The sequence below is a fragment of the Pseudomonas hygromyciniae genome, assembly GCF_016925675.1.
GTDB classification, from domain to species: domain Bacteria; phylum Pseudomonadota; class Gammaproteobacteria; order Pseudomonadales; family Pseudomonadaceae; genus Aquipseudomonas; species Aquipseudomonas hygromyciniae.
Map to the genome: position 1 here is coordinate 5,197,810 of NZ_CP070506.1, position 25,113 is coordinate 5,222,922.

The window sequence follows — 25,113 nt, forward strand, 5'->3', positions numbered from 1 at the left end:
GCAGGGCGCAGACTATTTGTGGTAAGGGTGCCCGGACAGAACTGTCCAGGCGCGATACAGCTGTTCACCAATCAGGATCCGCACCAGCGGATGGGGCAACGTCAGGGGCGACAGCGACCAGCGCTGATCGGCCCGGGCGCAGACTTCCGGCGCCAGCCCCTCGGGGCCGCCGACCATGAAGTTGACCGTACGCGAATCCAGGCGCCAGCGATCCAGCTCCACCGCCAACTGCTCGGTGCTCCAGGGCTTGCCGTGCACCTCAAGGGTGACGATGCGCTCGTTGGCACCGACCTTGGCCAGCATCGCCTCGCCTTCCTGACGGATAAAGCGCGCCACATCGGCGTTCTTGCCCCGGGTGTTGAGCGGTATTTCCACCAGTTCCAGCGCAAGCTCGGATGGCAGACGCTTGGCATATTCATGCCAGCCTTCTTCCACCCACTTGGGCATGCGTGAACCGACAGCAATCAGACGCAGGCGCACAGCCGTTCCTTATTCCTGGTCTTTGTTGAGCTTGTCGAAGTGCGCGTGACCGACTTCCGGGCTGTGGTGCTTGCCATCGGCGGCACGGCTCTGCTCGGCGCCTTTCCACAGACGCTCCAGGTCGTAGAACTGGCGGGCGTTGCTGGTCATCATGTGTACGATCACGGTGTCCAGGTCAGCCAGCACCCAGTCGCTGTCGCCCTTGCCTTCTTCACCCAATGGCTTGACGCCCTGGGCTTTGACGGCTTCGCGAACCTTGTCCAGCATCGCGCCGATCTGGCGGTTGGAGGTACCGGTGGCGATGATCATGAAGTCGGTGATGCTTTGCTTGTCACGCACGTCCAGGACCTGAATGTCCTGGGCCTTCACGTCTTCCAGGGCCGCGACGGCCAGCGCTACCAGCGCTTCACCCTCGGGAGCCGGGACCAACAGGGCTTCCACCGGCAACGGTGCGCTCTTGAACGTGCCTTTGCGCTTAACTTTGCTTACGTCTTTGTTCGTCATATAAAACTCGTTTTGCTCATTAGTTCGGGCGCTTCAATACACGATTATTCGTGCCTTCAAGCGCGCCTTTTCAGTTCGACGCACGGTAAAGCCCGTGCGCATCGATGTAGGCCAGGACCGCGTCAGGCACCAGGAAACGTACCGACTTACCGCTGGCCAGCAGTTGACGGATCTGGGTGGCCGACACCGCAAGCGGGGTCTGCCAGACGAATGCAATATTCCCGCTCGGCCCGGTCAGGGCCTGTGGGTCACTTACCGACCGCGCTGCCAGCAGGTTGCGCAAGGCATCCGGCGGTTCGCTGTCGGCATCCGGGCGTTGCAAAACCAGGATGTGGCAATGCTGGAGCAACTCTTCCCAGCGATGCCAAGTGGGCAGTCCGCAAAATGCGTCCCAGCCCAAAAGCAAAAACAACTGGTCATCGGCGGCCAACTCGGCCCGCGTCTGTTCCAGGGTGTCGATAGTGTAGGACGGTTTGTCGCGCTTGAGCTCGCGGTCGTCCACCACCAACGGGGCAATCCCGGCCACCGCGCACTGCACCATCGCCAGGCGCTCCTGCGCGCTGACTTGCGGGGTGTCGCGGTGCGGCGGCCTGGCATTGGGGATCAGCCGCAGCTCTTGCAGCCCGAGGGTATCCGCCACTTCCAGGGCACTGCGCAAATGGCCGATGTGCACGGGGTCGAAGGTACCGCCGAACAGCCCGATGCGTTTACCCATCAAGTGCGCACATGACCGTCACCAAACACCACGTACTTCTCGCTGGTCAGGCCTTCCAGACCAACCGGCCCACGGGCATGCAGCTTATCGGTGGAAATCCCGATCTCCGCCCCCAGGCCATACTCGAAGCCGTCGGCAAAGCGTGTCGAGGCGTTGATCATCACCGAAGCGGAGTCCACTTCGTTAAGGAAACGCCGGGCATCGCTGAAATGCTCGGAAACAATGGCGTCAGTATGCTTGGAGCCGTAGGTGTTGATGTGCTCGATGGCCTGGTCCAGATCATCGACGATCCGAATCGACAGGATCGGCGCGGTGTATTCGGTGTACCAGTCCTGCTCGGTAGCCTCGATCACATCGCTGCCCAACAGCGCCCGGGTACGCTCGCAACCGCGCAGTTCCACGCCCTTGTCGCGGTAGATCGCAGCCAGCGGCGGCAACACGCGCGCGGCAATACCGGCGTGGACCAACAGGGTTTCCATGGTGTTGCACGGCGCATAGCGATGGGTCTTGGCGTTGTCGGCAATGCGGATCGCCTTGTCGAGATCGGCCGCCACATCGATAAAGACGTGGCAGACGCCATCCAGGTGTTTGATCACTGGCACCTTGGCATCACGGCTGACGCGCTCGATCAGGCTCTTGCCGCCACGCGGCACAATCACATCGACATATTCAGGCATGGTGATCAGCGCGCCAACGGCAGCGCGGTCGGTGGTTTCCACCACTTGCACCACCTCGGCCGGCAACTCGGCCACGGCCAGGCCTTGCTGGATGCAGGCGGCGATGGCGCGGTTGGAATGGATGGCCTCGGAGCCGCCACGCAGGATGGTGGCATTGCCGGACTTCAGGCACAGGCTCGCGGCGTCGATGGTCACGTTCGGACGCGACTCATAGATGATGCCGATCACGCCCAGGGGCACGCGCATCTTGCCGACCTGGATGCCTGACGGCAGGTAACGCATATCGCGGATTTCACCGATGGGGTCAGGCAGTTTGGCTACCTGGCGCAGGCCTTCGATCATGTCGTCGATACGGGCCGGCGTCAGCGCCAGGCGATCCAGCAATGCCGGCTCCAGACCATTGGCCCGGCCGTTGGCCAGGTCCAACTCGTTGGCGGCGGTCAACTCGGAGCGCGAGGCATCCAGAGCATCGGCGGCAGCCAGCAGGGCACGGTTCTTCTGCGCGGTGCTCGCACGGGCGATCAACCGCGAGGCCTGACGGGCAGCGCGACCCAGGCGGGTCATGTAGTCAAGAACGGACTCAGTCATGGTCTGGTGGGGTCTTGGCAAAGAGGAAAGCGGCAGATTATAGCTGTCGCGCCGTCCTACGGACAGCGGTGAGGGGCGGATGGTCGAAATGAACTGTAAAAACTCGAGGTTCAGCGGTGATTAAGCCTGGAGTTGATATCATCCTGTCACATTTGGCCTGCGCAACCGTCCATCGTCATGTCCAGTTCCCACCCCAAGATCCCCGCCAAGCCCCTGCCTGATGGTTTTTTCGACCGCGATGCGCAAACGCTCGCGAAAGATTTGCTGGGCAAAGTCATCCGCCATCGTGTCGGCGATGTGTGGCTGTCGGCGCGAATTATTGAAACCGAAGCCTATTACCTGGCCGAAAAAGGCAGCCATGCGTCCCTTGGCTACACAGAAAAGCGTAAGGCTTTGTTTCTGGATGGCGGCCACATCTATATGTACTACGCCCGTGGTGGGGACTCCCTGAACTTCAGCGCCCAGGGGCCAGGCAACGCCGTCTTGATCAAGTCGGCCTACCCATGGACGGATGAGGTCTCAGGGCCTGCAAGCCTGGCGCAAATGTTGTTGAACAATCCCGACGCTAGCGGCCGTCCGCGCCCAGCCCATAAGCTCTGCGCCGGACAGACGTTGCTGTGCAAGGCCCTGGGTTTGAAGGTACCGATGTGGGACGCCAAACGCTTCGACCAGGAGGGGCTCTACGTCGAAGATGTGGGCCTGGCGCCCGCGCAAATTATCCAGACCACCCGCCTGGGCATTCCCGGCGGGCGCGATGAACACCTGATGTATCGCTTCGTGGATGCTGACTTGGCGCCCTATTGCACACGGAACCCGTTGCGACGCGGCCAGGTCGAAGGCCGCGATTACGTTTTGATTTGAATATTTGAAACAACCGTTTTTGCTGGAAATGGCATCTGCAACACAGCGCCTACAGGGGGCGCCGGTGTTTTGAGAAGCGTATTCCAGGTAGCGGTTCATTGATGGAGTGATTTTATGGGCCCATGGCTCGATGGCATTACCGGCTGGCTGACCCTTAACCCGCAATGGCTGGCGGCGGCGGTGTTTATCGTCGCTTTTGTGGAATGCCTGGCCATCGCCGGGATTATCGTGCCGGGGACGGTACTGCTGTTCGCCATTGCCGCGCTGGCCGGCAGCGGCGCACTTTCGCTGGGCGAAACCCTGCTGCTGGGCCTGCTCGGCGGGCTGCTGGGCGACGGGATTTCCTACTACGTGGGTCGGCATTTCCACCAGAACATCCGCCGCCTGCCAGGCCTGCGTCATCATCCCGAGTGGATGGACGGGGCTGAGGCCTACTTTCAGAAGTACGGCATCGTCAGTTTGCTGGTAGGACGTTTCATTGGCCCATTGCGTCCGATGTTGCCCATGGTCGCCGGGATGTGCGACATGCCCTTCCCGCGCTTTGCCGCCGTGAGCGTGCTGGCCGCCGCCGGCTGGACGGTAGCCTATCTGCTGCCAGGCTGGGCTGCTGGCGCGGCGTTTCGCCTGCCGCTGCCCGAAGGGTTCTGGCCCGAGGCCGGGGTGGTTGCCGCCTGCTTGGCCGTGCTGTTCGGCGTCACCCTCAATAGCACCCTGCGCGGCCACCGCCGCGCCACACTGTGGATGGGCTGCGCGAGCCTGGCGCTACTGATTGCGATGTTTATCGGCTACCCCTACCTGAACCATTTCGACCAAGGTTTGATGGCGCTGGTCCAGGAACACCGCAGCCCGGCCATGGACCAGGCCATGGTGATGATCACCCAACTGGGCGAGTTCAAGAAGATGTTCGTCGCCAGCGCCGTGCTGACCGGCCTGCTGTTGCTGGCACGGCAATGGCGCCAGGCGATTTTCGTCGGCGCTACGCTGCTGGGTGCCGCGCTGATCAACACGGCAAGCAAGCTGTTCTTTGCCCGTGGCCGCCCCGAAATCCTCGTCGACCCGTTGACCAGCTTCAGCATGCCCAGCGGTCACGCCTCTGGCTCGTTTGCGTTCTTCCTTGCGCTGGCGGTGCTGGCCGGTCGCGGCCAGCCAATTCGCATGCGCCTGGCCTGGTTGCTGCTGGGTGCAATCCCGGCTGCGGCCATTGCCCTGTCGCGGGTATATCTGGGGGCACACTGGCCGAGCGATATTCTCGCCGGCACCTTGCTGGCCATGACCGTCTGCGCCTTCAGCCTGACCTTGAGCCAGCGCCACAGCCTGCTCCCGCCCATGGCGCCAAAGGTGTGGTGGTTGATCGTGCCGGGGTGCGTGGCGGTCTTGGGGTTCTTTGCCCTGAGCGGAACCTCCCACGCCCTGCTCCGATACGCTTATTGAGCTACGCCGACGGCAATTTCGACAATGGCCTGCGGGGCGGACTCACTGGAACAGTTCGCCCTGCAACTCATCCAGCATTAACTGAATGGCGTCCAGCCGTTGCAGGGGATCGTCAAGCTCCAGCAACTCGATCTTGTCGGTGTCGGCAAACGGCAATAGGTAAGCCAGACGGTTGCTCAACTGTTGCTGCCCTTGCACATCGGCGTCCATGCCCAGGGAGGCGACCATCGGGTGTTCCGCCAGGGCCATCAGCAGCGCCAATAGATCGCCATCTTCCTCCTCCAAGTCGCGCTCGGGCATCTCCTCCAGCCACTCGACATCGGCCACCAGTAACTGATCGCGCTGCACCTGGGCCCCGCGCACGCGGAACCTGCGCCCACCCTCGACCCGAATCCCCAGCAAGCCGTTGTCCTGCTGCTCGAAATCACGAATCATCGCTTCGCAGCCAATCACCGCATAGCGCTCCGGCACCTGGCCGACCTCCTGGCCGCCGAAGAGGCAGACCACACCAAAGCCTTCGCCCTTTTTCATGCAGCGGCCGATCATATCCAGGTAGCGCGCCTCGAACAGTTGCAGGTCGAGGGTGCAGCCTGGAAACAGCACCGTATTGAGAGGGAACAGCGCCAGACTCATAAAGCGTTCCTTAAACCCGACTTAAATCACCAAAGACACGGCCAGTGGCAGGAACACTGCCGTGGCCACGCCCATCAAACTCATCGCCAGTGCGGCAAAGGCCCCGCACTCCTCGCTTTCTTGCAAGGCCACCGAGGTGCCGACCGCGTGGGCGGTCATGCCCAGGGCCATGCCCCGTGCCTCAGGGCTGTGCACCCCCAGGCGCGACAGGAAGGCCGGCCCGATCATGGCACCGATCACCCCGGTGATCAGCACGAACACCGCCGCCAGCGCCGCGACGCCGCCGATCTGCTCGGCCACCAGCATGGCGATGGGCGAGGTCACGGACTTGGGCGCCATGGTCATCAGCACCATGTGTTCAGCGCCAAACCACCAACCGAGCCACACACACAGGCCGGTGGCAAACACCCCACCCACCATCAGCGTAGTAAAAATCGGCCAGAACAACTGTCGAATCCGCCGCAGGTTCAAATACAGCGGCACCGCCAGCGCCACGGTGGCCGGGCCCAGCAGGATGCTCATGATCTCGGTGCTTTTGCGGTATTCGACATAGGTCAACCCGCACCCCAGCAGCACGCCTATCACCAGCAACATCGAGACCAGCACCGGCTGCAGGAAGATCCAGCGGGTTTTCTCGAACCCCGCCAGTACCAGTTGATAGGCGCCCAACGTGATGCCAATACCAAATAAGGGATGGTGGATCACCGCCGTCCATGCGCCCTGCCAATCGAAGGTCATTGCCCCTCCTCCCGCCGTGCCTGGCGCTTGACCAGTTTTTGCATCATCACGCCAACAACGCCCATGGCGATCACCAACGACAGGACCAGCGCCCCGACGATGGCCCAGAAATCGGCAGCAATGTCCTTGGCATATACCATCACCCCCACCGCCGGCGGCACCAGCAGCAGTGGCAGGTAACGCAGCAGGCTGCTGGCCGCCAGGCTCAGCGGTTCACCAACCTCGCCGCGCCACACCAGATACGCCAGCAGCAACAGCAGGCCGACAATCGGCCCGGGCAAGATCGGCAGGAACAAGTGATTGATCGCCGTGCCCAGCAATTGAAACAACACCAGCCAAGTCAGACCGCGTAACAGCATGGGTTTTCTCCCCCCAAAAGCCCGTGGGCATTATAAGCACGCCGCTCCTATGAACAGGCATTCGCCAAAAGCATGGAGGGTTGACCGGGCCATTTGCCCATGATGATCTACATTGGTTCTCGGGAATCCACCTAAAACAACAACACCCTGTAGGAGCGAGCTTGCTCGCGAAGGTCGTCCAGGCACCGGGCATATCCAGGATGCCCGCGTTATCGTTGACGACTTTCGCGAGCAAGCTCGCGCCTACAGGGAGACAGACTGATGAACCAAGGAGAGTCGCAATGCCCTTCGTACCTGTAGCGCAACTCAATGATTATGTCGGCAAGGAACTGGGACGTTCCGCATGGCTCACCATCGACCAGGAGCGTATCAACCTGTTCGCAGAAGCGACCGGCGATTTTCAGTTCATCCACGTCGACCCGGTAAAGGCCGCCCAGACCCCATTTGGCAGCACTATCGCCCACGGTTTCCTGTCGCTGTCGCTGATCCCCAAGTTGATCGAAGACATCCTGATCATGCCCGAGGGCCTGAAGATGGCGGTCAACTACGGCCTGGACAGCGTGCGCTTTATCCAGCCGGTGAAAGTCAATTCCAAGGTGCGCCTGGCGGTGACCCTCACCGACGCCACCGAGAAAAAGCCTGGCCAGTGGCTGCTCAAGGCCACCTGCACCCTGGAAATCGACGGCCAGGAAAAACCCGCCTACATCGCCGAGTCATTGTCACTGTGCTTCGTCTGATACATCCGTAGGAGCCGGCTTGCCGGCGATAGCGCCCGCTGCGGCGCCATCGCCGACAAGTCATGATTACCACACAGACCACTAGGTATAGCTTCCCCCGCTGCGGCATACTCGGCGCTCAATTATCCGGATCCCGCTATGCGCCCAATCGTTCCCCTTGCTCTGGCCTTGTTGCTCACCGCTTGCGGCGACGGCGAACCCTTGTTGCCGCCCGACGCACGGCTGCCGGACGGCGGGCGTTATCGCGGGGATGTGGTCGATGGGCTGCTGCAAGGCCAGGGCCGGGTGGACTACCCCAACGGCAGTTGGTACGCCGGGCAGTTCGACAAGGGCCAGTGGCATGGCCAGGGCGAATGGCACGGCAGCAACGGCGAGATCTATAAAGGGCAGTTCCAGCAAGGCCTGTTCGATGGCCAGGGCACCCTGACCACGGCGGCCAACACCTACATCGGCGGCTTCAAGCAAGGCCGGCGCAACGGCGAAGGCACCCTCAAAGAGGGGCAAATGACCTATCGCGGCGAGTTCAAGGACGACCAGTATTCCGGCCTCGGTCGCCTGGAGCTGGCGGATGGCAGTCAGTACCAGGGACTGTTCGCCCACGGCAAACCCAACGGTGAAGGCCAGCGCAACGACGACAGCGGCAACCAGTTCAGCGGTCACTTCGTCAATGGCCAACTGGAAGGCAACGGCACCTTCAACAGCGCCGAAGGCGACATGTACATCGGCCACTTCAAGCAGAACCAACTCAACGGCAAGGGCCGCTACGAAAACGCCGACGGCGATGTGTGGACCGGCGAATTTCGCGAAGGCGCCCTCAGCGGCAAAGGCGAGCTGACCGGCGTGGATGGCAGCCATTACATCGGGCAATTCAGTGACTGGCGCTTTACCGGTGAAGGGCGTCTGAACCTCAGCGATGGCAGTTTCTACATCGGTGGCTTCGACAACGACAGCTATCACGGGCAAGGCACCCTGGTGCTCACCGATGGCACGGTGCAGGCCGGGACCTGGGCCAACGGCCTGCGCGTACGCGATGCCGACGGCAAGCTGCTGCCCGATGCCCTGGAGGTCGGGGTACTGGCCCAGGGCCGCTTGCTCGACGACGCCCTCGCCGCCGTGCCGGCGTCCACCCCGGCGGTCGAGCTGTACACCCTGGTGGTGGCCGGCGACGGCAAGCAAAGCGTGTTCTTGCGCGAGGCCGACTATGTCAGCAACCTGCTGGCCAGCCGTTTCGGCGCCCGCGGGCAGATCCGCCTGGTCAACCACCGCGACCATATCGCCGACCGCCCGATGGCGACCCGCGAAAGCCTGCGCCGCGCCGTGCAGACCCTGGCCGAGCGCACCGGCCCCGAAGACCTGGTGTTTATCTACCTGACCAGCCACGGCACCCACGAACACCAACTGGTGCTCGACCAACCCCGCATGGAGCTGGCCGACCTGCCGAGCGACGAACTGGCAGCGGTGATGGCGCCGCTGAAAAACCGTGACAAGGTCATCGTGATCTCAGCGTGTTACTCCGGTGGATTCATCCCGGCACTCAAGGATGATCACACCCTGATCATGACCGCCTCCCGCGCCGATCGTGTGTCGTTTGGCTGCTCGGAAGAAGCCGACTTCACCTACTTTGGCGATGCCTTGTTCGCCCAGGCCCTGACCCAGACCGACGATTTGCAACACGCCTTCAAGCTGGCCCAACGGCATGTGACCGAACGCGAAATGGCTGACAACTTCGAAGCCTCCGAACCACAGATCTGGGCCCCCAAGAGCGTCATCGCCCGCTGGCAATTATTACGCAAACAGCAGGCACGAAAGGCGCTGGAAAGCGTCTCTATCAATAGCAAGGAAGCAAAGAGCAACTAAGCTGAAACTGTATCAAGGGGGGAAACACCATGTACTTGACGCCTCAGCATATATTGCTTGCCGGAGCCTCTGGCTTGACCGGGGAACATCTGCTGGACCGCCTGCTCAACGAGCCCACCGTCACCCGCGTATTGGCGCCCAGCCGCCGCCCGCTGGCCGAACACCCGCACCTGGAAAACCCGGTCGGCGACCCTAGCATATTGCTGCCACAACTGAGCGGCCGGGTGGACCTGGCCTTCTGCTGCCTGGGCACCACTCTCAAGCAAGCAGGTTCCGAACAGGCGTTCCGCGCCGTTGACCTGGACCTGGTCGTCGCATTCTCCAAGCGTGCCCGGGAAATGGGGGCGCGGCACCTGATCGTGATCAGCGCAATTGGCGCCGACCCGAAATCCTCGGTGTTCTACAACCGGGTCAAGGGTGAGATGGAGCAGGCCTTGCAGGCCCAGGACTGGCCGCAACTGACCATCGTGCGGCCCTCGCTGCTGCTGGGCGAACGCCTGGAAACACGCCTGGCAGAAAAGCTCGTGGGGCCATTGTCGCGGCTGATTCCCGGCAAGTATCGTGGCATTGAAGTGTGTGAACTGGCCCGGGCCATGTGGCGCCTGGCGCTGGAAGAGCAGGATGGAGTGCGGATCGTCGAGTCGGATGAGTTGCGCAAGCTCGGCAAGTGAGTCTGTTCAACAGTTTTGCACCGCCCCAATGTGGGAGCGGGCTTGCTCGCGAAGGCGCAGTGTCAGTCAATGGATCAGGTGACTGACACTGCGCCTTCGCGAGCAAGCCCGCTCCCACATTTCAGGTCGGTGTTAAACCTTGGCTCAGCGTTACAACCCACCCGTCGCATTAAACCCAACCCCCAGCACCGTCAACGCCGACAGCGGCAACAGCAGCGTGTCGAGCAATGCACTGGCTGGCAGATCAAGGCCCGGATAACTCGGCGCTTGCGCGCCGAAGCGATCCATGGCGCAACAACCACCTTGCATCGCATACAAGTCCAGGCGTGTCCCCGCATACACCACCGGCGCCCCAGGTTTCGCCGCATCGAGGGTGCGCACCGTGGCGCAGCCTGTCAGGTGCAGCGCCAGCAGCATCAGCAAGATTTTATTCATCACTGCTCAAATGATGCTCGCCCCAACGCGGCAACATGTCCTGGGGGATATTCAGCAGATTGAGAATCCGCGCCACCACGAAATCCACCAAGTCATCAATGGTCTGTGGCTGGTGATAGAAACCCGGCGATGCAGGCAGGATGGTCACGCCCATATTCGACAACTTGAGCATATGCTCCAGGTGAATGCTCGAGTAAGGCGCCTCACGCGGCACCAGGATCAACTGGCGGCGTTCCTTCAAGGTCACGTCCGCCGCGCGCTCGATCAGGTTATTGCAAGCGCCGGTGGCGATCGCCGACAACGTGCCGGTGGAACACGGCACCACCACCATCGCCGCAGGCGCACCGGAACCGGAGGCCACCGGTGACATCCAGTCTTCCTTGCCATAGACCTTGATCTGCCCCGCCGCCGCACCGGTGTATTCGGTGAGGAACGCCTGCATCATCTGCACCTTGGGCGGCAGCGAGACGTCAGTCTCAGTAGCCATCACCAATTGCGCAGCCTTGGATATCAGGAAATGCACTTCGCGGTCTTCACGCACCAAACAGTCCAGCAAACGCAACCCGTAAGGCGCGCCGGACGCGCCGGTCATCGCCAGGGTAATGCGCTCCGGCCCACTCATTGCAGCGCCTCGGCCAGTTTGCCGTGCAAGCCGCCGAAGCCGCCATTGCTCATGATCACCACGTGGGTACCGGGTTTGGCCTGGCTCTTGACCCGCTCGATGATGCCTTCCAGGGAATCGCTGACAATCGACGGCACGCTGCAGAGTTCGGCCACCGCCGCCAGATCCCAGCCCAGGTTGGCCGGCGCGTACCACACCACCTGATCGGCATCGTTGACACTTTCAGGCAGGCCGTCGCGGTGTGCTCCGAGCTTCATGGAGTTGGAGCGTGGCTCGATAACGGCGATTATCGGCGCCTCGCCAACGCGTTTGCGCAGGCCGTCGAGGGTGGTGGCAATCGCCGTAGGGTGGTGGGCAAAGTCGTCATAGATGGTAATCCCATTTACTTCAGCGACCTTTTCCATCCGCCGCTTGACGCTCTTGAACGCACTCAGCGCCGCAATGCCCATGGCCGGCACCACGCCAACATGGCGTGCAGCCGCCAGGGTCACCAAAGCGTTGGCGACGTTATGCTGGCCCGTCATATCCCAGTCAACGATGCCTTGGGCCTCGCCCTCGAACAGCACTTCAAACCGGGACCCATCCTCACGGAGCAATTTGACCTGCCACTGCCCGCCCGCGCCGGTGGTTTGTACCGGGGTCCAGCAGCCCATCTCGATCACGCGCTGCAAGGCAGGTTCGGTGGTCGGATGGATCACCAGGCCTTCGCTGGGAATGGTACGCACCAGGTGATGGAACTGCCGCTCGATGGCTGGCAGATCGGGGAAGATGTCTGCGTGATCGAACTCCAGGTTGTTCAGAATCGCCGTGCGTGGGCGGTAGTGAACAAACTTGGAGCGCTTATCAAAGAAGGCACTGTCGTATTCATCAGCTTCAATTACGAAGAACGGTGTATCGCCCAGGCGGGCCGACACCGAGAAGTTCTGCGGTACGCCGCCGATCAGGAAGCCGGGGCTCATGCCCGCGTGCTCCAGGACCCAGGCCAGCATGCTGCTGGTGGTGGTCTTGCCGTGCGTACCGGCAACTGCCAGTACCCAGCGCCCTTGCAACACATGATCGGCCAACCATTGCGGGCCGGAGACATAGGGCAGGCCTTTGTTCAGCACGTATTCCACGGCAGGGTTGCCACGGGACATGGCATTGCCGATCACCACCAGGTCCGGGACCGGGTCGAATTGTGCCGGGTCGTAGCCTTGGGTCAACTCGATGCCCTGGGCCTGCAATTGCGTGCTCATGGGCGGATAGACGTTGGCGTCGGAACCGGTGACATGATGGCCCAGCTCCTTGGCCAGGACCGCCATCGAACCCATGAAAGTGCCGCAAATACCGAGAATATGAATGTGCATAGTGGACCTCGTAAAACTTCGAGGCAGGTTAGCGTAGGGTGGGAAAATTCGCACTCTTTTAGCGATTAGCGTGCAATTTTTTCCGCCAGCGAGCGTCGCCATCATTGATAAACCGCTGGCTTTTTCTACTCTTTATGCAATTTCACAAACTGAGATCAAGCCTGGCATTTAGGCAGAGTTGCGCAACACCAGGCCTGATAGCCGCCACTCAAAAAGTATACAAGCACTCAAACTACCAAACCAAAAACAGACAGGCTTTTATCACGCAGTATCTTCCTTCCCTTTTGCTTCCACATCCCGAATGGCAATCATCCTCGCAATAAAGTTATTGGCTGCCTCATGCCTTTTATCAAGTGCATCCAGGCGAGCGGCAACAGTTTTAGGCTCGCTTGCGGCGTCCCCTTTATAAGGTTTGAAAACAAAATCGTTTTCCGTTGCAATTGCCTGCATATTTTTCTCTTCCGCATCGTACAACTTCTCAATATTACTGAGACGTTCATTTGTCTCGGTCGGCCAGGTCGGACTTTTGCCAAGGGCCTTTGCCTCCCCGCCCTCAACCAGCAGTTGAGTCGTGTTAGCCAAATATAGAAATTTTGTCTCGGTATTATCCATACGCAACTTAATCATTTCGGCGTTTTGCTCGCCTGTATTAGTTGCTGTTGTTGCGACTCCATTCGCTTGCTGACTTGGGGCCGGCAGGTGGGCCGGGGGCAACAATGGGGTATTGGGAGTAAAGTTACCCTTGATGGTTTCACCGGTCCAAACAGATCCCGCATAAGTACCAATACTCAACGGTGTGCTAACGAGCCCATTTACCGACGCCCCTATAAAAGCATCACGCACGACGGTCTTCAAAGGCGTGTCGGTTTTGAATACACCGGCTTTGACCAGGCGATCAGCCGCAATTAGATTGTAGGCCATATCGCCAAATGTCTTGGGTTTGGCAACTACAGGCTTAACTGGACCAATGATTGACGCGCCGGGGTTCAGAGTTCTGTGTACCAACGCCCTGAAATTAGTTATCCCTGGGCTATTCGTCGGACTAACGGACCCACGAGGACCGAGAGGGGAAGTCGGTCTGTAATGACCCTGTGTCCCACTGATAACCGGCGAAATCGTCGGCCTTCTTGAAGGAAAAATTCTGGGAAATCCAAGAGACTTAAACCCCCGCTTAGTACGTACAGAACCGTTATCCAGCTTTTCACCAGCGATACTTTCCTCGCTGTACAACTGGTTCTGCTGGTTGTCCGCTGATTTCTCCATACCAGACACAACTTTTGTATCGCCGACTGCCTGCTGACTCGGCGAGCCCGCCTCCACATCTTTCACCTGCAAAGGAACAAAAACAGGAAACCCTGTAATACTCATATCTTCACCTATAGAGTAAAAACACGTACATGACGCGTCACCAAACTTATTTATCCTTGCTTCCCAAAAAGCAAAAACAGTGAATCATCCTTTCCCTATGAGTACAAAAAACACACATTCGGTTCCATAAACCACAGAATTAAAATCCCCCCCTCTTTCCACACGCAACCTTTCTTAACACCGACATACCGCGCAACGATTACAGACAACGGGCAGATTAAATAGCCACTTTACAAACCCTCTTCTGAAAGTTAACGCACAGCCTGACAACCACAACAAATACAAATATGTACTACCAGATTTTAACGACACTCCCACCCACACCTTAAAAAAAGCAAAGGCGTGAGTGAGTTATTCAGGAACGGAGTAATAAACCAAAAGCAGCCTTTTACGTCACTCAGAGCGCTGAGCGCAGGGCGATGCCATGCTTGCGTAATTTTCGGTACAGCGTATTACGACTGACACCCAATTGCTCCGCGACAAGGGTCATATGCCAGCGCTGCTGCTCCAGCGTGGTAAGCAACGCCAAGCGCTCGGCATCCTCCAAAGGTTGCTTGCCCCGCGGTACAGTGATCTGAGTCTGGGAGGGCGTCTGGCGAATGACCGCCGGCAAGTCGTCCAACCTTACCCGCCCACCCTCACACAGTGCGGCCAATGTACGCAGCACCGTACGCAGCTGTCGGACGTTACCCGGCCAGGAGAAATCCAGCAGCGCCCGGCGAGCATCAAGCTCAAGTGTTATCGACTGCCCCTGCGCCTCTTGTGCCAGGAGAAAATCCAGTAACTGCGACTTGTCACTGCGCTCACGCAAGGGCGACAAGGCGATTTCCAGACCATTGAGCCGGTAATACAAATCCTCGCGGAAGCTGGCGTCTTGCACCCGTTCCAGCAGGTTGCGGTGGGTCGCGCTGATCACTCGGACATCCACAGCTTGCGGCTCCCCACCAATGGGCACCACCAGCCGATCCTCCAGCACCCTTAACAGCCGGGTTTGCAGGGCCAGGGGCATGTCGCCGATTTCATCGAGAAACAACGTGCCACCGTCGGCCTGTTGCAGCTTGCCCTGCATGCCTTCCTTGCGGGCACCGGTGAAACTGCCGCCGCGATAACCGAACAACTCGCTTTCGATCAGGCTTTCAGGGATGGCTGCGCAGTTCAGGGCCACGAAGGCTTTGTCGCCACGCTGGCTGGCGTGATGGACGGCCTTGGCAAAGGCCTCCTTGCCGGAGCCGGTTTCGCCATTGATCAGCAGCGGCACATCACGTTCGAAGACCCGCAAGGCTTTGCGAAAGTCGCTTTGCAGCGCCTCGTCCCCCATGCAAATCCCCGGCAAGCGGGGCCGCTCAACCTTGGGCGGTGCTTGCACCTGCGGGCTTGGCGCCCGGCGGGCCTCGCCGCGCAGCACCGCAAACACGCTACGTCCGTCGCGGGTGCGCAACGGCCAACTGGCGCTGGCATTGGCACTGGCACGACCGAGCAATTGATCCAGGGTGCAATCGAAGAACATCTCTACCGGCAGGCCCAGCAGACGCCCACGCGGCTGGCCCAGCAGGTTCTGTGCACTTTGATTGAGCGCACAGATCCGTCCTTCGCCATCGAATGCCAGCAGCCCTTCGCTGAACAGGCCCACGGACTCAGCCTGCAAGTGGAAACGCAGCAACCAATGATTCTCGAAGTGCCGCAGGAAATAGCAGCTCTCGATCATCTTGGCCGAGAGGTTGACCAGTGCCATGGTGTGGAACTGGCTCTGGCGTGAAACCGCTTCGCGGGCCGACGACACGTCGAGCACCGCCAGCAGTTCGCCATGGGGATCAAAGACCGGGCTCGCCGAGCACGTCAGCCCGGTATGACGCCCGCGAAAATGTTCGTCGCGATGAATGGTCAGGGCCTGGCGCTCCACCAGGCAGGTGCCGATGCCGTTGGTGCCTTCGCAGGCTTCGCTCCAGTCGGCGCCGAGCCACAGGCCGGCATGCTCGAACACCTTGCGCTCGGTGGGCGCGGTGACGCAATTGAGGATCACCCCGCGCGCATCGGTCAGCAGCACCGCGTGGCCGGCGCCGGAAAGTTGTTGATGCAAATTGTTCATTTCATTGCCGGCGATGTGCAGCACTTGTTGCAAGCGCTCGCGGCTTTCCAGCAGGCGATCATGCTCCAGTACCGTGGGGGCAATGGTCAGCGCCGGATCGAGGTGGTAATCCTCCACGCAACGCAGCCAGGAGCGAGCAATCGACGGATCGCTACCGGGACCGTGCAGTGGATCTTGGCCACGGGCGACCGTCAGGACTTGGCGGGCATGGCGACTGAAATGATCGTTATGCATATTCTTATTGTTCTCCTGTTGCGCGAAACACACCGCGGACCGGGACGCCCAGCATCCTCCAGGCCTGGGCGCATTGCAATCCCGGGGCGACCCATGGGTCACGACCTGTATCGCTTATGGCACAAAGTGTCACCCTGACTGTACCAACTGTGTCACAGCAACGCCTTGCAACAAACCTCAAGCCCTTGATTTACCTGGGCTGCAAGGCACTGGCCCGACCTTTGCTCTAGGCTTATCAAGCGCAGCAATGCTGCACTCCAATAAACATAAGAAGTCAGGAGATACCCACCATGCGTTACGCACACCCCGGTACTGAAGGCGCTATCGTTTCGTTCAAGGCCAAGTACGGCAACTACATCGGTGGCGAATTTGTGGCACCGGTCGATGGCAATTACTTCACCAATACTTCGCCGGTGAACGGCAAGCCCATCGCCGACTTCCCGCGCTCCACAGCCAAGGATATCGACAAGGCGCTGGATGCCGCCCACGCCGCCGCTGACGCCTGGGGCAAGACCTCGGCCCAGGACCGTTCGCTGGTGCTGCTCAAGATTGCCGACCGTATCGAACAGAACCTCGAACTGCTGGCCATCACCGAAACCTGGGACAACGGCAAGGCCGTACGCGAAACCCTCAACGCCGATATCCCCCTGGCCGCTGACCACTTCCGCTACTTCGCCGGTTGCATCCGCGCCCAGGAAGGCAGCAGCGCCGAAATCAACGAACACACCGCCGCCTACCACTTCCACGAACCCCTGGGCGTGGTCGGCCAGATCATCCCTTGGAACTTCCCCCTGCTGATGGCCGCCTGGAAACTCGCGCCAGCCCTGGCCGCCGGTAACTGTGTGGTGCTCAAGCCCGCCGAGCAGACTCCACTGGGCATCAACGTGCTGATGGAAGTGATCGGTGACCTGCTGCCACCGGGCGTGCTGAACGTGGTCCACGGTTTCGGCAAGGAGGCAGGCGAAGCCCTGGCCACCAGCAAGCGCATCGCCAAGATCGCCTTCACCGGCTCCACTCCGGTGGGCTCGCACATCATGCATTGCGCGGCCGAGAACATTATCCCGTCCACTGTTGAGCTGGGCGGCAAGTCGCCGAACATCTTCTTCGCCGACATCATGAAAGCCGAACCGCAATTTATCGAAAAGGCCGCCGAAGGCCTGGTGCTGGCGTTCTTCAACCAGGGCGAAGTGTGCACCTGCCCATCCCGTGCGCTGGTGGAAGAGTCGATCTACGACGACTTCATGAAAGTGGTGATGAAAAAGGTCGAGTCGATCAAACGTGGCGACCCGCTGGACACCGACACCATGGTCGGCGCCCAGGCGTCCGAGCAGCAGTTCGACAAGATCCTGTCGTACCTGGAAATCGCCAAGGGCGAAGGCGCCGAGCTGCTGACCGGCGGCAAGGTGGAGAAACTGACCGGCGACCTGGCCACCGGTTATTACATCCAGCCGACCCTGCTCAAGGGCACCAACAAGATGCGCGTGTTCCAGGAAGAAATCTTTGGCCCGGTGGTGAGCATCACCACCTTCAAGGATGAAGCCGAAGCGCTGGCGATTGCCAACGACACCGAGTTTGGCCTGGGTGCCGGCTTGTGGACCCGCGATATCAACCGCGCCTACCGCATGGGCCGGGCGATCAAGGCTGGGCGTGTGTGGACCAACTGCTATCACCTCTACCCCGCGCATGCGGCGTTTGGTGGTTACAAGAAGTCCGGTGTGGGTCGCGAGACGCACAAGATGATGTTGGATCACTATCAGCAGACCAAGAACCTGCTGGTGAGCTACGACATCAATCCACTGGGTTTCTTCTAACCCGCTAACAGACAACCGACTCCCACATTTGAAATACCTTCAAATGTGGGAGCTGGCTTGCCTGCGATGAGGCCAGCACAGCCAATACTCATGTTGAATGTGAAGCCGCTATCGCTGGCAAGCCAGCTCCCACACTGAATCGTCATAAATACTCGGCATCTCATCCGGCTCAAGTCAGTCGGGATAAAACAATAAGAACCAAAGGTACTTCCCCATGCCTAGCGAACCGACAGGATCCTCCGTCGACTTCGAAAAAGTCGACTCCGAATATTTCCAACAACGCGAACTGAAAAAAGGCGCTGCCGGCTGGGTGCTATTAGTCGGTCTCGGCGTCGCCTATGTCATTTCCGGCGACTACGCCGGCTGGAACTTCGGCCTGGCCCAAGGCGGCTGGGGCGGGATGTTCCTCGCCACATTGCTGATGGCCACCATGTACTTGTGCATGTGCTTTTCCCTCGCCGAGCTGTCATCCATGATCCCCACCGCCGGCGGTGGCTACGGGTTTGCCCGCAGTGCGTTCGGGCCCTGGGGTGGATTCCTCACCGGCACGGCGATCCTCATCGAATACGCCATCGCCCCCGCCGCCATCGCAGTGTTTATCGGCGCCTATTGCGAGTCGCTGTTCGGCATTGGCGGCTGGATGATCTACCTGGCGTTCTACATCATCTTTATCGGCATCCACATCTTTGGTGTCGGTGAAGCGCTGAAGCTGATGTTTGTGATCACCGCCATCGCCGCGATTGCCCTGGGCGTGTTCCTGGTGGCGATGGTGCCGCACTTCAACGTCGCCAACCTACTGGACATTCCCGTGACCGAGGCCAAGGGCGCCAGCAGCTTCCTGCCGTTTGGCTATGTGGGTGTGTGGGCGGCAATTCCTTATGCCATCTGGTTCTTCCTCGCCGTCGAAGGCGTGCCCCTGGCCGCCGAAGAAACCAAGAACCCGAAACGCGACCTGCCCCGCGGCCTGATCGGCGCGATTGTGGTGCTGACCAGTTTCGCCCTGCTGATCCTGGTAATCGCACCGGGCGGCGCCGGCACTCTGGCGCTGGTCAAGTCCGGCAACCCGTTGGTGGAATCCCTGGCCCTGGCCTACGGCGGTTCGACCTGGATGGGCAGCTTCGTCAACCTGGTGGGCCTGGCCGGGCTGATCGCGAGTTTCTTCTCGATCATCTATGCCTACTCCCGGCAGATCTTCGCCCTGTCCCGCGCCGGCTACTTGCCGCGCAAGTTGTCGCAAACCAATAAAAGCAAAGCACCGGTGCTGGCCCTGGTCATCCCCGGGATCATCGGGTTTGGCCTGTCGCTGACCGGCCAGGGCGACCTGCTCATCCTGGTGGCGGTGTTTGGCGCGACCATTTCCTACGTGTTGATGATGGCCGCGCATATCACCCTGCGCATCCGTCGCCCCAAAATGGAGCGGCCATACCGCACCCCGGGCGGCATCTTCACTTCGGGCCTGGCCTTGATACTGGCCTGCATCGCCGTAGTGGCGGGTTTCCTGGTGGATCCACGCGTGGTGATTGGCGCGGCGATCATCTATGGAGTATTAATTGCTTACTTTGCTTTCTACAGTCGGCATCACTTGGTAGCAGGCACGCCGGAAGAAGAATTCGCGGCGATCCAGGCCGCAGAGGCCGCCTTGCACTAAACGCCGTAAACCACGACGCGGGCCAGCGCCCGCGTCGTCATGGAGAGTCTGTATGGCAAGTTTTTCCCACTCGGTCGGTGCATTGACCTACCGTTTCGACAGCCTCAAGGACGTGATGGCCAAGGCCAGTCCCGCCCGCTCCGGGGACTTTCTCGCAGGCGTCGCCGCGCAGAACGATGGCGAACGGGTTGCGGCGCAAATGGCCCTGGCCAATATCCCGCTCAAGCACTTCCTTGAAGAAGCGTTGATCCCTTACGAAAGCGATGAAGTCACCCGGCTGATCATCGACACCCACGACCAGCAGGCCTTTGCGGTGGTCAGCCACCTGACCGTCGGCGGCCTGCGCGACTGGCTGCTCAGCGATGCGGCCGACGAACACAGCCTGCGTGCGCTGGCGCCGGGGCTAACCCCGGAAATGGCCGCGGCTGTGTCGAAGATCATGCGCGTGCAAGACCTGGTGCTGGTGGCGCAGAAGATCCGCGTCGTCACCCAGTTTCGCGGCACCCTGGGCCTGCGCGGGCGGTTGTCCACGCGCCTGCAACCCAACCACCCCACGGATGAACCGGCGGGCATCGCCGCGAGCATCCTCGACGGGTTGCTGTACGGCAACGGCGACGCCATGATCGGCATCAACCCGGCCACCGACAGCATCGCCTCGATCTGCGCCATGCTGGAGATGCTCGACGCGATCATCCAGCGCTACGAGATTCCGACCCAGGCCTGCGTGCTGACCCACGTCACCACCTCCATTGAAGCCATCAACCGTGGCGTGCCCCTGGACCTGGTGTTTCAGTCGATTGCCGGCACCGAGGCGGCCAACGCCAGCTTCGGGATCAATCTGAATGTGCTGCAGGAAGGCTACGAGGCGGGCTTGAGCCTGAATCGCGGGACCCTGGGGCAAAACCTGATGTATTTCGAAACCGGGCAAGGCAGCGCCCTGTCGGCCAACGCGCACTTTGGCATCGACCAGCAAACCTGCGAAACCCGCGCCTATGCCGTGGCGCGGCATTTCAAGCCGTTTTTGGTCAACACCGTGGTCGGTTTTATCGGCCCTGAGTACCTGTATAACGGCAAGCAGATCATCCGCGCCGGCCTCGAAGACCATTTCTGCGGCAAGCTGCTGGGCGTGCCCATGGGTTGCGACATCTGCTACACCAACCACGCCGAAGCCGACCAAGACGATATGGACACCCTGCTGACCCTGCTAGGGGTGGCCGGAATCAACTTCATCATGGGCATCCCGGGCTCAGACGACATCATGCTCAACTACCAGACCACGTCCTTTCACGACGCGCTCTATGCCCGGCAGACCCTGGGCTTGAAGCCCGCGCCGGAATTTGAACAGTGGCTGGCGAAAATGGGCATCTTCACGCAAGCCGATGGCAAGGTGCAGTTTGGCAACAACCTGCCCCCGGCCTTCCGCCATGCCTTGGCGCAATTGGGATGAAGAAGGAGCCTGAAGTGCAGCTTGATACCCCAGAAAACGACAACCCATGGCTGGAACTGCGGCGCCTGACACCGGCGCGGATTGCCCTGGGCCGCACCGGCACCAGCATCCCCACCGGCGCGCAACTGGACTTCCAGTTCGCCCACGCCCAGGCCCGCGACGCGGTACACCTACCGTTCGACCATGCCGGCCTGAGCAGCCAGATGGCCGAGCGCGGCCGCGACAGCCTGTTGCTACACAGCGCCGCCCCCGACCGCCACAGCTACCTGCAACGCCCGGACCTGGGGCGACGCCTGAGCGATGAATCGGCACAGACCCTGCGCGACTATGCCCTGGCCAACCCGGGCGGTGTGGACCTGGCGGTGGTGGTGGCCGATGGTTTATCGGCGCTGGCGGTGCATAAACACACCGTGCCGTTTCTGACACGCATGGAAGAACAGACCCACGCCGAAGGCTGGTCGTTGTCGCCGGTGATTCTGGTGGAACAAGGCCGGGTGGCGGTCGCCGATGAAATCGGCCAATTGCTCGGCGCCAAAATGGTGGTGATCCTGATCGGTGAACGGCCGGGACTCAGTTCGCCGGACAGCCTGGGGTTGTATTTCACCTACAACCCCAAGGTTGGCCTGACCGATGCCTACCGCAACTGTATTTCCAATGTGCGCCTGGAAGGCCTGAGCTACGGCATGGCGGCGCACCGTTTGCTGTACTTGATGCGCGAGGCCTGTCGACGGCAGTTGTCGGGGGTCAACCTCAAGGATGAGGCGCAGGTTCAGACCCTCGAATCGGATGATCCGGACTTGATGAAAGGCAACTTCCTGCTCAGTCCGCCCAAGGAGTGATACCAGCACGATTGCGATTTTTCACCGCTTTAGGCAGCATCAAGCAGCGGGCGCCCGAGTAAAGGACCGTTTGCCGTCGTATTCCTATAGAAGTTGAGGCCTAGCATGCGGATCACTCAAGCGACTCTGGAACACCTGGACCTGTTGACCCCATTATTCGTCAAGTACCGCGAGTTCTATGGCGCGCTGCCCTTTCCCGACTCATCCCGAGCCTTTCTGGAAAAGCGTCTGCGACGCAAAGAGTCGGTGATCTACCTGGCCCTGTCAGATGACGACGACAGCAAGCTGCTGGGCTTTTGTCAGCTGTATCCGAGCTTTTCCTCGCTGTCGTTGAAACGGGTGTGGATCCTCAATGACATCTACGTCGCCGAGGACGCTCGCCGCCAACTGGTGGCCGACAACCTCATGCGCACCGCAAAAAAGATGGCCAAGGAAACCAATGCCGTGCGTTTGCGCGTGTCGACCAGCAGCGACAACGCCGTGGCGCAAAAGACCTATGAATCCATGGGCTTTCGTGAAGACACCGAGTTCAAGAACTACACCTTGCCGATCAGCGAAGAGTGAAACACCGCAAAAAAATGTGGGAGCTGGCTTGCCTGCGATGCAGGCACCTCGGTGTGTCAGTCAGACCTCGGTGATGCTATCGCAGGCAAGCCAGCTCCCACATTTGGATCAGCGCGAGCCAGAATAGCTGCGACATCCCCCGCTACAAAACCAACACGCTTTTCATCATTCAATACGTATAATGCCGACCTTTTAGGACTGTAAGAAAACCGGCATACGCCTGTAGCCTTATTGCCCGAAGCTTCCGCACAGGCCCGCTGAGTTGGGCCATTCACACAGGTGCCATCCATGGATTTCAACCCGCTCGACCTTATCCTGCATCTCGACGTGTACCTCGACTTGCTGGTAACCAATTACGGTCCGTGGATCTACGCCATCCTGTTCCTGGTGATTTTTTGCGAAACCGGCCTGGTGGTCATGCCGTTCCTGCCGGGCGATTCGCTGCTGTTCATTGCCGGCGCCGTAGCTGCAGGTGGCGGCATGGACCCGGTCCTGCTGGGCGGCCTGCTGATGCTAGCGGCGATCATGGGTGACAGTACCAACTACGTGATCGGCCGAACCGCCGGGGAACGCTTGTTCAGCAACCCCAACTCGAAAATCTTCCGTCGCGACTACCTGCAAAAAACCCACGACTTCTACGACAAACACGGCGGCAAAACCGTGACCCTGGCGCGCTTCCTGCCGATCCTGCGTACCTTCGCGCCGTTCGTCGCCGGTGTTGCCAGAATGCCTTACCCGCGGTTCTTCGGCTTCAGCGTGCTGGGCACCATCCTCTGGGTCGGCGGCCTGGTCACCCTCGGCTACTTCTTCGGCAACGTACCGTTCATCAAGAAAAACCTGTCGCTGCTGGTGGTGTTCATCATCCTGCTCTCGCTGGTGCCGATGATCATTGGCGTGGTCCGCAGCCGTTTTGGCCGCACCTCATCCGAAGCCAAGCCGCACTGACCGGCCATGTGGTCCCTCAGCGCCTGGCGTCGCCGGCGCCTTCTGGCCAAGCATCCCGTTGCCGATGAAATCTGGCAGCGGGTGCGCCATCACCTGAACTTCCTCGACGGCATCAGCGCCGAACAGGACCAATGGTTGCGTGAAGCCAGCGTGCTGTTCCTTGCCGAAAAACACCTCACTGCCCTGCCCGGCGTCGAACTGCACCAGGAACAACGCCTGCTGCTCGCCGCCCAGGCGCAACTGCCACTGATGAACCTGGGCGAGCTGGATTGGTACCAGGGCTTCCACGAAATCATCCTCTACCCCGATGACTTCCGCAGCCCCCAGCGCCATCGCGACGCCAGCGGTGTGGAACATGAGTGGGATGGCGAACACAGCGGCGAAGCCTGGCAGCAAGGCCCGGTGATCCTCGCCTGGCCGGGCGTGCTGGCCAGTGGCAATTGGGAAGGCTACAACCTGGTAATCCACGAACTGGCGCACAAGCTCGACATGCTCAATGGCGACGCCAATGGCCTGCCCCCCCTGCACCACGACATGCGCGTCCAGGCGTGGGCAAGCGTGATGCAGAGCGCTTATGACGACCTCAACCACCAGCTCGACCTCAACCCCGACGCCGAAACCGCCATCGACCCGTATGCGGCAGAAAACCCGGCAGAATTCTTTGCCGTCACCAGCGAATATTTTTTCAGCGCCCCGGATTTGCTCATCGACAGTTATCCACAGGTCTACGAGCAACTGAGCCTTTTTTACCGCCAGGATCCACTGGCCCGCCTGAAACATCTGCAAGCCAGCGACCCGCGCTATCAGACTGAAGGCTAAGTACCGTACGACGTCTGGCGCGTGGCATCGGCGCAGGAATATGCCTATAATCGCCGCCACTTTTAGGCCAATCCGGCCAATTCACTTGGCCAACAACGGGGGCAACGCCCAATGAGCTACAGCAAGATTCCGGCTGGCAAAGACCTGCCGAACGACATCTACGTCGCCATCGAGATTCCGGCCAACCACGCGCCGATCAAATACGAAATCGACAAAGACAGCGACTGCCTGTTCGTTGACCGTTTCATGGCTACCCCGATGTTCTATCCGGCCAACTACGGTTTCATCCCCAACACCCTGGCTGACGACGGTGATCCCCTCGACGTGCTGGTGGTGACTCCTTACCCGGTCACCCCAGGTTCGGTTATCCGCGCCCGTCCAGTCGGCATCCTGAACATGACCGACGACGGTGGTGGCGATGCCAAAGTCATCGCCGTGCCACACGACAAGCTGTCCCAGCTGTACGTCGATGTGAAGGAATACACCGACCTGCCGCCACTGCTGCTGGAGCAGATCAAGCACTTCTTCGAGAACTACAAAGACCTCGAAAAAGGCAAATGGGTGAAGATCGACGGTTGGGGCAACGCAGACGCCGCCCGTGCCGAGATCATGAAGTCGGTAGCCGCCTACAAAGGCTGATACCCGCTACTCATTGCCACGGTGTCTAGTCCTGAAATAGGTTTACACCTGTTTCAGTC

Annotated in this window: 25 protein-coding genes; 13 read left to right on the forward strand and 12 right to left on the reverse strand. The window is 60.3% G+C overall.

What is annotated here, in order from left to right; all coding sequences use genetic code 11:
- Nucleotides 1-12: 12 nt before the first annotated feature.
- The 4 genes from rlmH to JTY93_RS23295 all read right to left on the reverse strand — a co-directional run bounded on the left by rlmH (nt 13) and on the right by JTY93_RS23295 (nt 2,964).
- Entirely contained in the window at nt 13-480 is a 468-nt protein-coding gene (rlmH, locus tag JTY93_RS23280; RefSeq protein ID WP_029292262.1) for a 23S rRNA (pseudouridine(1915)-N(3))-methyltransferase RlmH, read from the reverse strand.
- A 9-nt stretch (nt 481-489) separates the two neighbouring features.
- Complete coding sequence (gene rsfS, locus JTY93_RS23285) at nt 490-984, reverse strand: ribosome silencing factor (RefSeq protein ID WP_032861691.1); 495 nt, start codon at nt 982-984, stop codon at nt 490-492.
- Between the two features lie 70 nt (nt 985-1,054).
- Nucleotides 1,055-1,699: a nicotinate-nucleotide adenylyltransferase gene (nadD, locus tag JTY93_RS23290; RefSeq protein WP_029292264.1), complete on the reverse strand. Its 645-nt coding sequence runs from the start codon at nt 1,697-1,699 to the stop codon at nt 1,055-1,057.
- A complete protein-coding gene (locus JTY93_RS23295; RefSeq protein WP_205478733.1) occupies nt 1,699-2,964 on the reverse strand; it encodes a glutamate-5-semialdehyde dehydrogenase in 1,266 nt (421 codons plus the stop codon). The genes nadD and JTY93_RS23295 overlap by 1 nt, the downstream gene beginning before the upstream one ends.
- Before the next feature lie 177 nt (nt 2,965-3,141).
- Here JTY93_RS23295 and JTY93_RS23300 point away from each other — a divergent pair, with 177 nt between their 5' ends.
- The gene (locus tag JTY93_RS23300) at nt 3,142-3,825 is read left to right on the forward strand and encodes a DNA-3-methyladenine glycosylase (protein ID WP_205478735.1); all 684 of its coding nucleotides are present in this window, start codon (nt 3,142-3,144) and stop codon (nt 3,823-3,825) included.
- 114 nt (nt 3,826-3,939) lie between these two features.
- Nucleotides 3,940-5,256, forward strand: a complete 1,317-nt coding sequence (locus JTY93_RS23305; protein ID WP_205478737.1) for a bifunctional DedA family/phosphatase PAP2 family protein — start codon at nt 3,940-3,942, stop codon at nt 5,254-5,256.
- Nucleotides 5,257-5,298: 42 nt separating this feature from the next.
- Here the strand turns inward: JTY93_RS23305 and JTY93_RS23310 are convergent, their stop codons facing one another.
- From JTY93_RS23310 to JTY93_RS23320, 3 genes are read right to left on the reverse strand one after another with little or no spacing between them, the layout of a single operon-like run.
- Nucleotides 5,299-5,889, reverse strand: a complete 591-nt coding sequence (locus tag JTY93_RS23310; protein WP_205478739.1) for an LON peptidase substrate-binding domain-containing protein — start codon at nt 5,887-5,889, stop codon at nt 5,299-5,301.
- A gap of 21 nt (nt 5,890-5,910) precedes the next feature.
- A complete protein-coding gene (locus tag JTY93_RS23315) occupies nt 5,911-6,627 on the reverse strand; it encodes an LrgB family protein (protein WP_205478741.1) in 717 nt (238 codons plus the stop codon).
- The gene (locus JTY93_RS23320; protein WP_029292271.1) at nt 6,624-6,986 is read right to left on the reverse strand and encodes a CidA/LrgA family protein; all 363 of its coding nucleotides are present in this window, start codon (nt 6,984-6,986) and stop codon (nt 6,624-6,626) included. Before JTY93_RS23320 ends, JTY93_RS23315 begins: the two co-directional genes overlap by 4 nt.
- Before the next feature lie 281 nt (nt 6,987-7,267).
- Between JTY93_RS23320 and JTY93_RS23325 the strand changes: the two genes are divergently transcribed.
- The 3 genes from JTY93_RS23325 to JTY93_RS23335 all read left to right on the forward strand — a co-directional run bounded on the left by JTY93_RS23325 (nt 7,268) and on the right by JTY93_RS23335 (nt 10,251).
- The gene (locus JTY93_RS23325) at nt 7,268-7,723 is read left to right on the forward strand and encodes a MaoC family dehydratase (protein ID WP_169951243.1); all 456 of its coding nucleotides are present in this window, start codon (nt 7,268-7,270) and stop codon (nt 7,721-7,723) included.
- Between the two features lie 138 nt (nt 7,724-7,861).
- Nucleotides 7,862-9,580 carry a C13 family peptidase gene (locus JTY93_RS23330; protein WP_205478744.1) on the forward strand — a complete coding sequence of 573 codons (1,719 nt, stop codon included), beginning with the start codon at nt 7,862-7,864 and terminating at the stop codon, nt 9,578-9,580.
- A 29-nt stretch (nt 9,581-9,609) separates the two neighbouring features.
- Nucleotides 9,610-10,251 (forward strand): oxidoreductase, encoded by a 642-nt coding sequence (locus tag JTY93_RS23335; RefSeq protein WP_205478745.1) that lies wholly within the window; start codon nt 9,610-9,612, stop codon nt 10,249-10,251.
- Nucleotides 10,252-10,401: 150 nt separating this feature from the next.
- Here the strand turns inward: JTY93_RS23335 and JTY93_RS23340 are convergent, their stop codons facing one another.
- The 5 genes from JTY93_RS23340 to JTY93_RS23360 all read right to left on the reverse strand — a co-directional run bounded on the left by JTY93_RS23340 (nt 10,402) and on the right by JTY93_RS23360 (nt 16,342).
- Nucleotides 10,402-10,686 carry a YceK/YidQ family lipoprotein gene (locus JTY93_RS23340; RefSeq protein ID WP_205479645.1) on the reverse strand — a complete coding sequence of 95 codons (285 nt, stop codon included), beginning with the start codon at nt 10,684-10,686 and terminating at the stop codon, nt 10,402-10,404.
- Nucleotides 10,679-11,308 carry a flavin prenyltransferase UbiX gene (gene ubiX, locus JTY93_RS23345; protein WP_038443595.1) on the reverse strand — a complete coding sequence of 210 codons (630 nt, stop codon included), beginning with the start codon at nt 11,306-11,308 and terminating at the stop codon, nt 10,679-10,681. The genes JTY93_RS23340 and ubiX overlap by 8 nt, the downstream gene beginning before the upstream one ends.
- Complete coding sequence (gene mpl / locus JTY93_RS23350; RefSeq protein ID WP_169997702.1) at nt 11,305-12,654, reverse strand: UDP-N-acetylmuramate:L-alanyl-gamma-D-glutamyl-meso-diaminopimelate ligase; 1,350 nt, start codon at nt 12,652-12,654, stop codon at nt 11,305-11,307. Before mpl ends, ubiX begins: the two co-directional genes overlap by 4 nt.
- A gap of 261 nt (nt 12,655-12,915) precedes the next feature.
- Nucleotides 12,916-14,022 carry a hypothetical protein gene (locus JTY93_RS23355; protein ID WP_205479643.1) on the reverse strand — a complete coding sequence of 369 codons (1,107 nt, stop codon included), beginning with the start codon at nt 14,020-14,022 and terminating at the stop codon, nt 12,916-12,918.
- 397 nt (nt 14,023-14,419) lie between these two features.
- A complete protein-coding gene (locus tag JTY93_RS23360; RefSeq protein ID WP_205479640.1) occupies nt 14,420-16,342 on the reverse strand; it encodes a sigma-54-dependent Fis family transcriptional regulator in 1,923 nt (640 codons plus the stop codon).
- A 290-nt stretch (nt 16,343-16,632) separates the two neighbouring features.
- Between JTY93_RS23360 and exaC the strand changes: the two genes are divergently transcribed.
- From exaC to ppa, 8 genes are all read left to right on the forward strand, one after another.
- Nucleotides 16,633-18,153 carry an acetaldehyde dehydrogenase ExaC gene (gene exaC, locus JTY93_RS23365; protein WP_029292280.1) on the forward strand — a complete coding sequence of 507 codons (1,521 nt, stop codon included), beginning with the start codon at nt 16,633-16,635 and terminating at the stop codon, nt 18,151-18,153.
- A gap of 214 nt (nt 18,154-18,367) precedes the next feature.
- The gene (gene eat, locus JTY93_RS23370) at nt 18,368-19,801 is read left to right on the forward strand and encodes an ethanolamine permease (RefSeq protein WP_169997704.1); all 1,434 of its coding nucleotides are present in this window, start codon (nt 18,368-18,370) and stop codon (nt 19,799-19,801) included.
- Between the two features lie 52 nt (nt 19,802-19,853).
- On the forward strand, nt 19,854-21,248 hold the full coding sequence (locus JTY93_RS23375) for an ethanolamine ammonia-lyase subunit EutB (protein WP_205479638.1): 1,395 nt from the start codon (nt 19,854-19,856) through the stop codon (nt 21,246-21,248).
- Nucleotides 21,245-22,087: an ethanolamine ammonia-lyase subunit EutC gene (eutC, locus tag JTY93_RS23380; protein ID WP_205479636.1), complete on the forward strand. Its 843-nt coding sequence runs from the start codon at nt 21,245-21,247 to the stop codon at nt 22,085-22,087. Before JTY93_RS23375 ends, eutC begins: the two co-directional genes overlap by 4 nt.
- Before the next feature lie 105 nt (nt 22,088-22,192).
- Nucleotides 22,193-22,651 carry a GNAT family N-acetyltransferase gene (locus JTY93_RS23385; protein WP_205479634.1) on the forward strand — a complete coding sequence of 153 codons (459 nt, stop codon included), beginning with the start codon at nt 22,193-22,195 and terminating at the stop codon, nt 22,649-22,651.
- A gap of 288 nt (nt 22,652-22,939) precedes the next feature.
- On the forward strand, nt 22,940-23,596 hold the full coding sequence (locus JTY93_RS23390; RefSeq protein ID WP_205479632.1) for a DedA family protein: 657 nt from the start codon (nt 22,940-22,942) through the stop codon (nt 23,594-23,596).
- 6 nt (nt 23,597-23,602) lie between these two features.
- The gene (locus JTY93_RS23395) at nt 23,603-24,415 is read left to right on the forward strand and encodes a M90 family metallopeptidase (RefSeq protein ID WP_205479630.1); all 813 of its coding nucleotides are present in this window, start codon (nt 23,603-23,605) and stop codon (nt 24,413-24,415) included.
- A 111-nt stretch (nt 24,416-24,526) separates the two neighbouring features.
- On the forward strand, nt 24,527-25,054 hold the full coding sequence (gene ppa, locus JTY93_RS23400) for an inorganic diphosphatase (protein WP_003176323.1): 528 nt from the start codon (nt 24,527-24,529) through the stop codon (nt 25,052-25,054).
- The last annotated feature ends 59 nt before the right edge of the window (nt 25,055-25,113 follow it).

Bases quoted from the DNA above. Each gene is read 5' to 3' on its own strand.
- JTY93_RS23310 (WP_205478739.1), bottom strand. From the start codon at position 5,889: ATGAGTCTGGCGCTGTTCCCTCTCAATACGGTGCTGTTTCCAGGCTGC.
- JTY93_RS23360 (WP_205479640.1), bottom strand. From the start codon at position 16,342: ATGCATAACGATCATTTCAGTCGCCATGCCCGCCAAGTCCTGACGGTC.
- nadD (WP_029292264.1), bottom strand. From the start codon at position 1,699: ATGGGTAAACGCATCGGGCTGTTCGGCGGTACCTTCGACCCCGTGCAC.
- JTY93_RS23340 (WP_205479645.1), bottom strand. From the start codon at position 10,686: ATGAATAAAATCTTGCTGATGCTGCTGGCGCTGCACCTGACAGGCTGC.
- JTY93_RS23300 (WP_205478735.1), top strand. From the start codon at position 3,142: ATGTCCAGTTCCCACCCCAAGATCCCCGCCAAGCCCCTGCCTGATGGT.
- JTY93_RS23375 (WP_205479638.1), top strand. From the start codon at position 19,854: ATGGCAAGTTTTTCCCACTCGGTCGGTGCATTGACCTACCGTTTCGAC.
- JTY93_RS23295 (WP_205478733.1), bottom strand. From the start codon at position 2,964: ATGACTGAGTCCGTTCTTGACTACATGACCCGCCTGGGTCGCGCTGCC.
- JTY93_RS23355 (WP_205479643.1), bottom strand. From the start codon at position 14,022: ATGAGTATTACAGGGTTTCCTGTTTTTGTTCCTTTGCAGGTGAAAGAT.
- JTY93_RS23325 (WP_169951243.1), top strand. From the start codon at position 7,268: ATGCCCTTCGTACCTGTAGCGCAACTCAATGATTATGTCGGCAAGGAA.
- JTY93_RS23395 (WP_205479630.1), top strand. From the start codon at position 23,603: ATGTGGTCCCTCAGCGCCTGGCGTCGCCGGCGCCTTCTGGCCAAGCAT.
- rsfS (WP_032861691.1), bottom strand. From the start codon at position 984: ATGACGAACAAAGACGTAAGCAAAGTTAAGCGCAAAGGCACGTTCAAG.
- ppa (WP_003176323.1), top strand. From the start codon at position 24,527: ATGAGCTACAGCAAGATTCCGGCTGGCAAAGACCTGCCGAACGACATC.
- JTY93_RS23390 (WP_205479632.1), top strand. From the start codon at position 22,940: ATGGATTTCAACCCGCTCGACCTTATCCTGCATCTCGACGTGTACCTC.
- ubiX (WP_038443595.1), bottom strand. From the start codon at position 11,308: ATGAGTGGGCCGGAGCGCATTACCCTGGCGATGACCGGCGCGTCCGGC.
- JTY93_RS23385 (WP_205479634.1), top strand. From the start codon at position 22,193: ATGCGGATCACTCAAGCGACTCTGGAACACCTGGACCTGTTGACCCCA.
- eat (WP_169997704.1), top strand. From the start codon at position 18,368: ATGCCTAGCGAACCGACAGGATCCTCCGTCGACTTCGAAAAAGTCGAC.
- JTY93_RS23315 (WP_205478741.1), bottom strand. From the start codon at position 6,627: ATGACCTTCGATTGGCAGGGCGCATGGACGGCGGTGATCCACCATCCC.
- JTY93_RS23330 (WP_205478744.1), top strand. From the start codon at position 7,862: ATGCGCCCAATCGTTCCCCTTGCTCTGGCCTTGTTGCTCACCGCTTGC.
- mpl (WP_169997702.1), bottom strand. From the start codon at position 12,654: ATGCACATTCATATTCTCGGTATTTGCGGCACTTTCATGGGTTCGATG.
- exaC (WP_029292280.1), top strand. From the start codon at position 16,633: ATGCGTTACGCACACCCCGGTACTGAAGGCGCTATCGTTTCGTTCAAG.
- JTY93_RS23335 (WP_205478745.1), top strand. From the start codon at position 9,610: ATGTACTTGACGCCTCAGCATATATTGCTTGCCGGAGCCTCTGGCTTG.
- JTY93_RS23305 (WP_205478737.1), top strand. From the start codon at position 3,940: ATGGGCCCATGGCTCGATGGCATTACCGGCTGGCTGACCCTTAACCCG.
- JTY93_RS23320 (WP_029292271.1), bottom strand. From the start codon at position 6,986: ATGCTGTTACGCGGTCTGACTTGGCTGGTGTTGTTTCAATTGCTGGGC.
- eutC (WP_205479636.1), top strand. From the start codon at position 21,245: ATGAAGAAGGAGCCTGAAGTGCAGCTTGATACCCCAGAAAACGACAAC.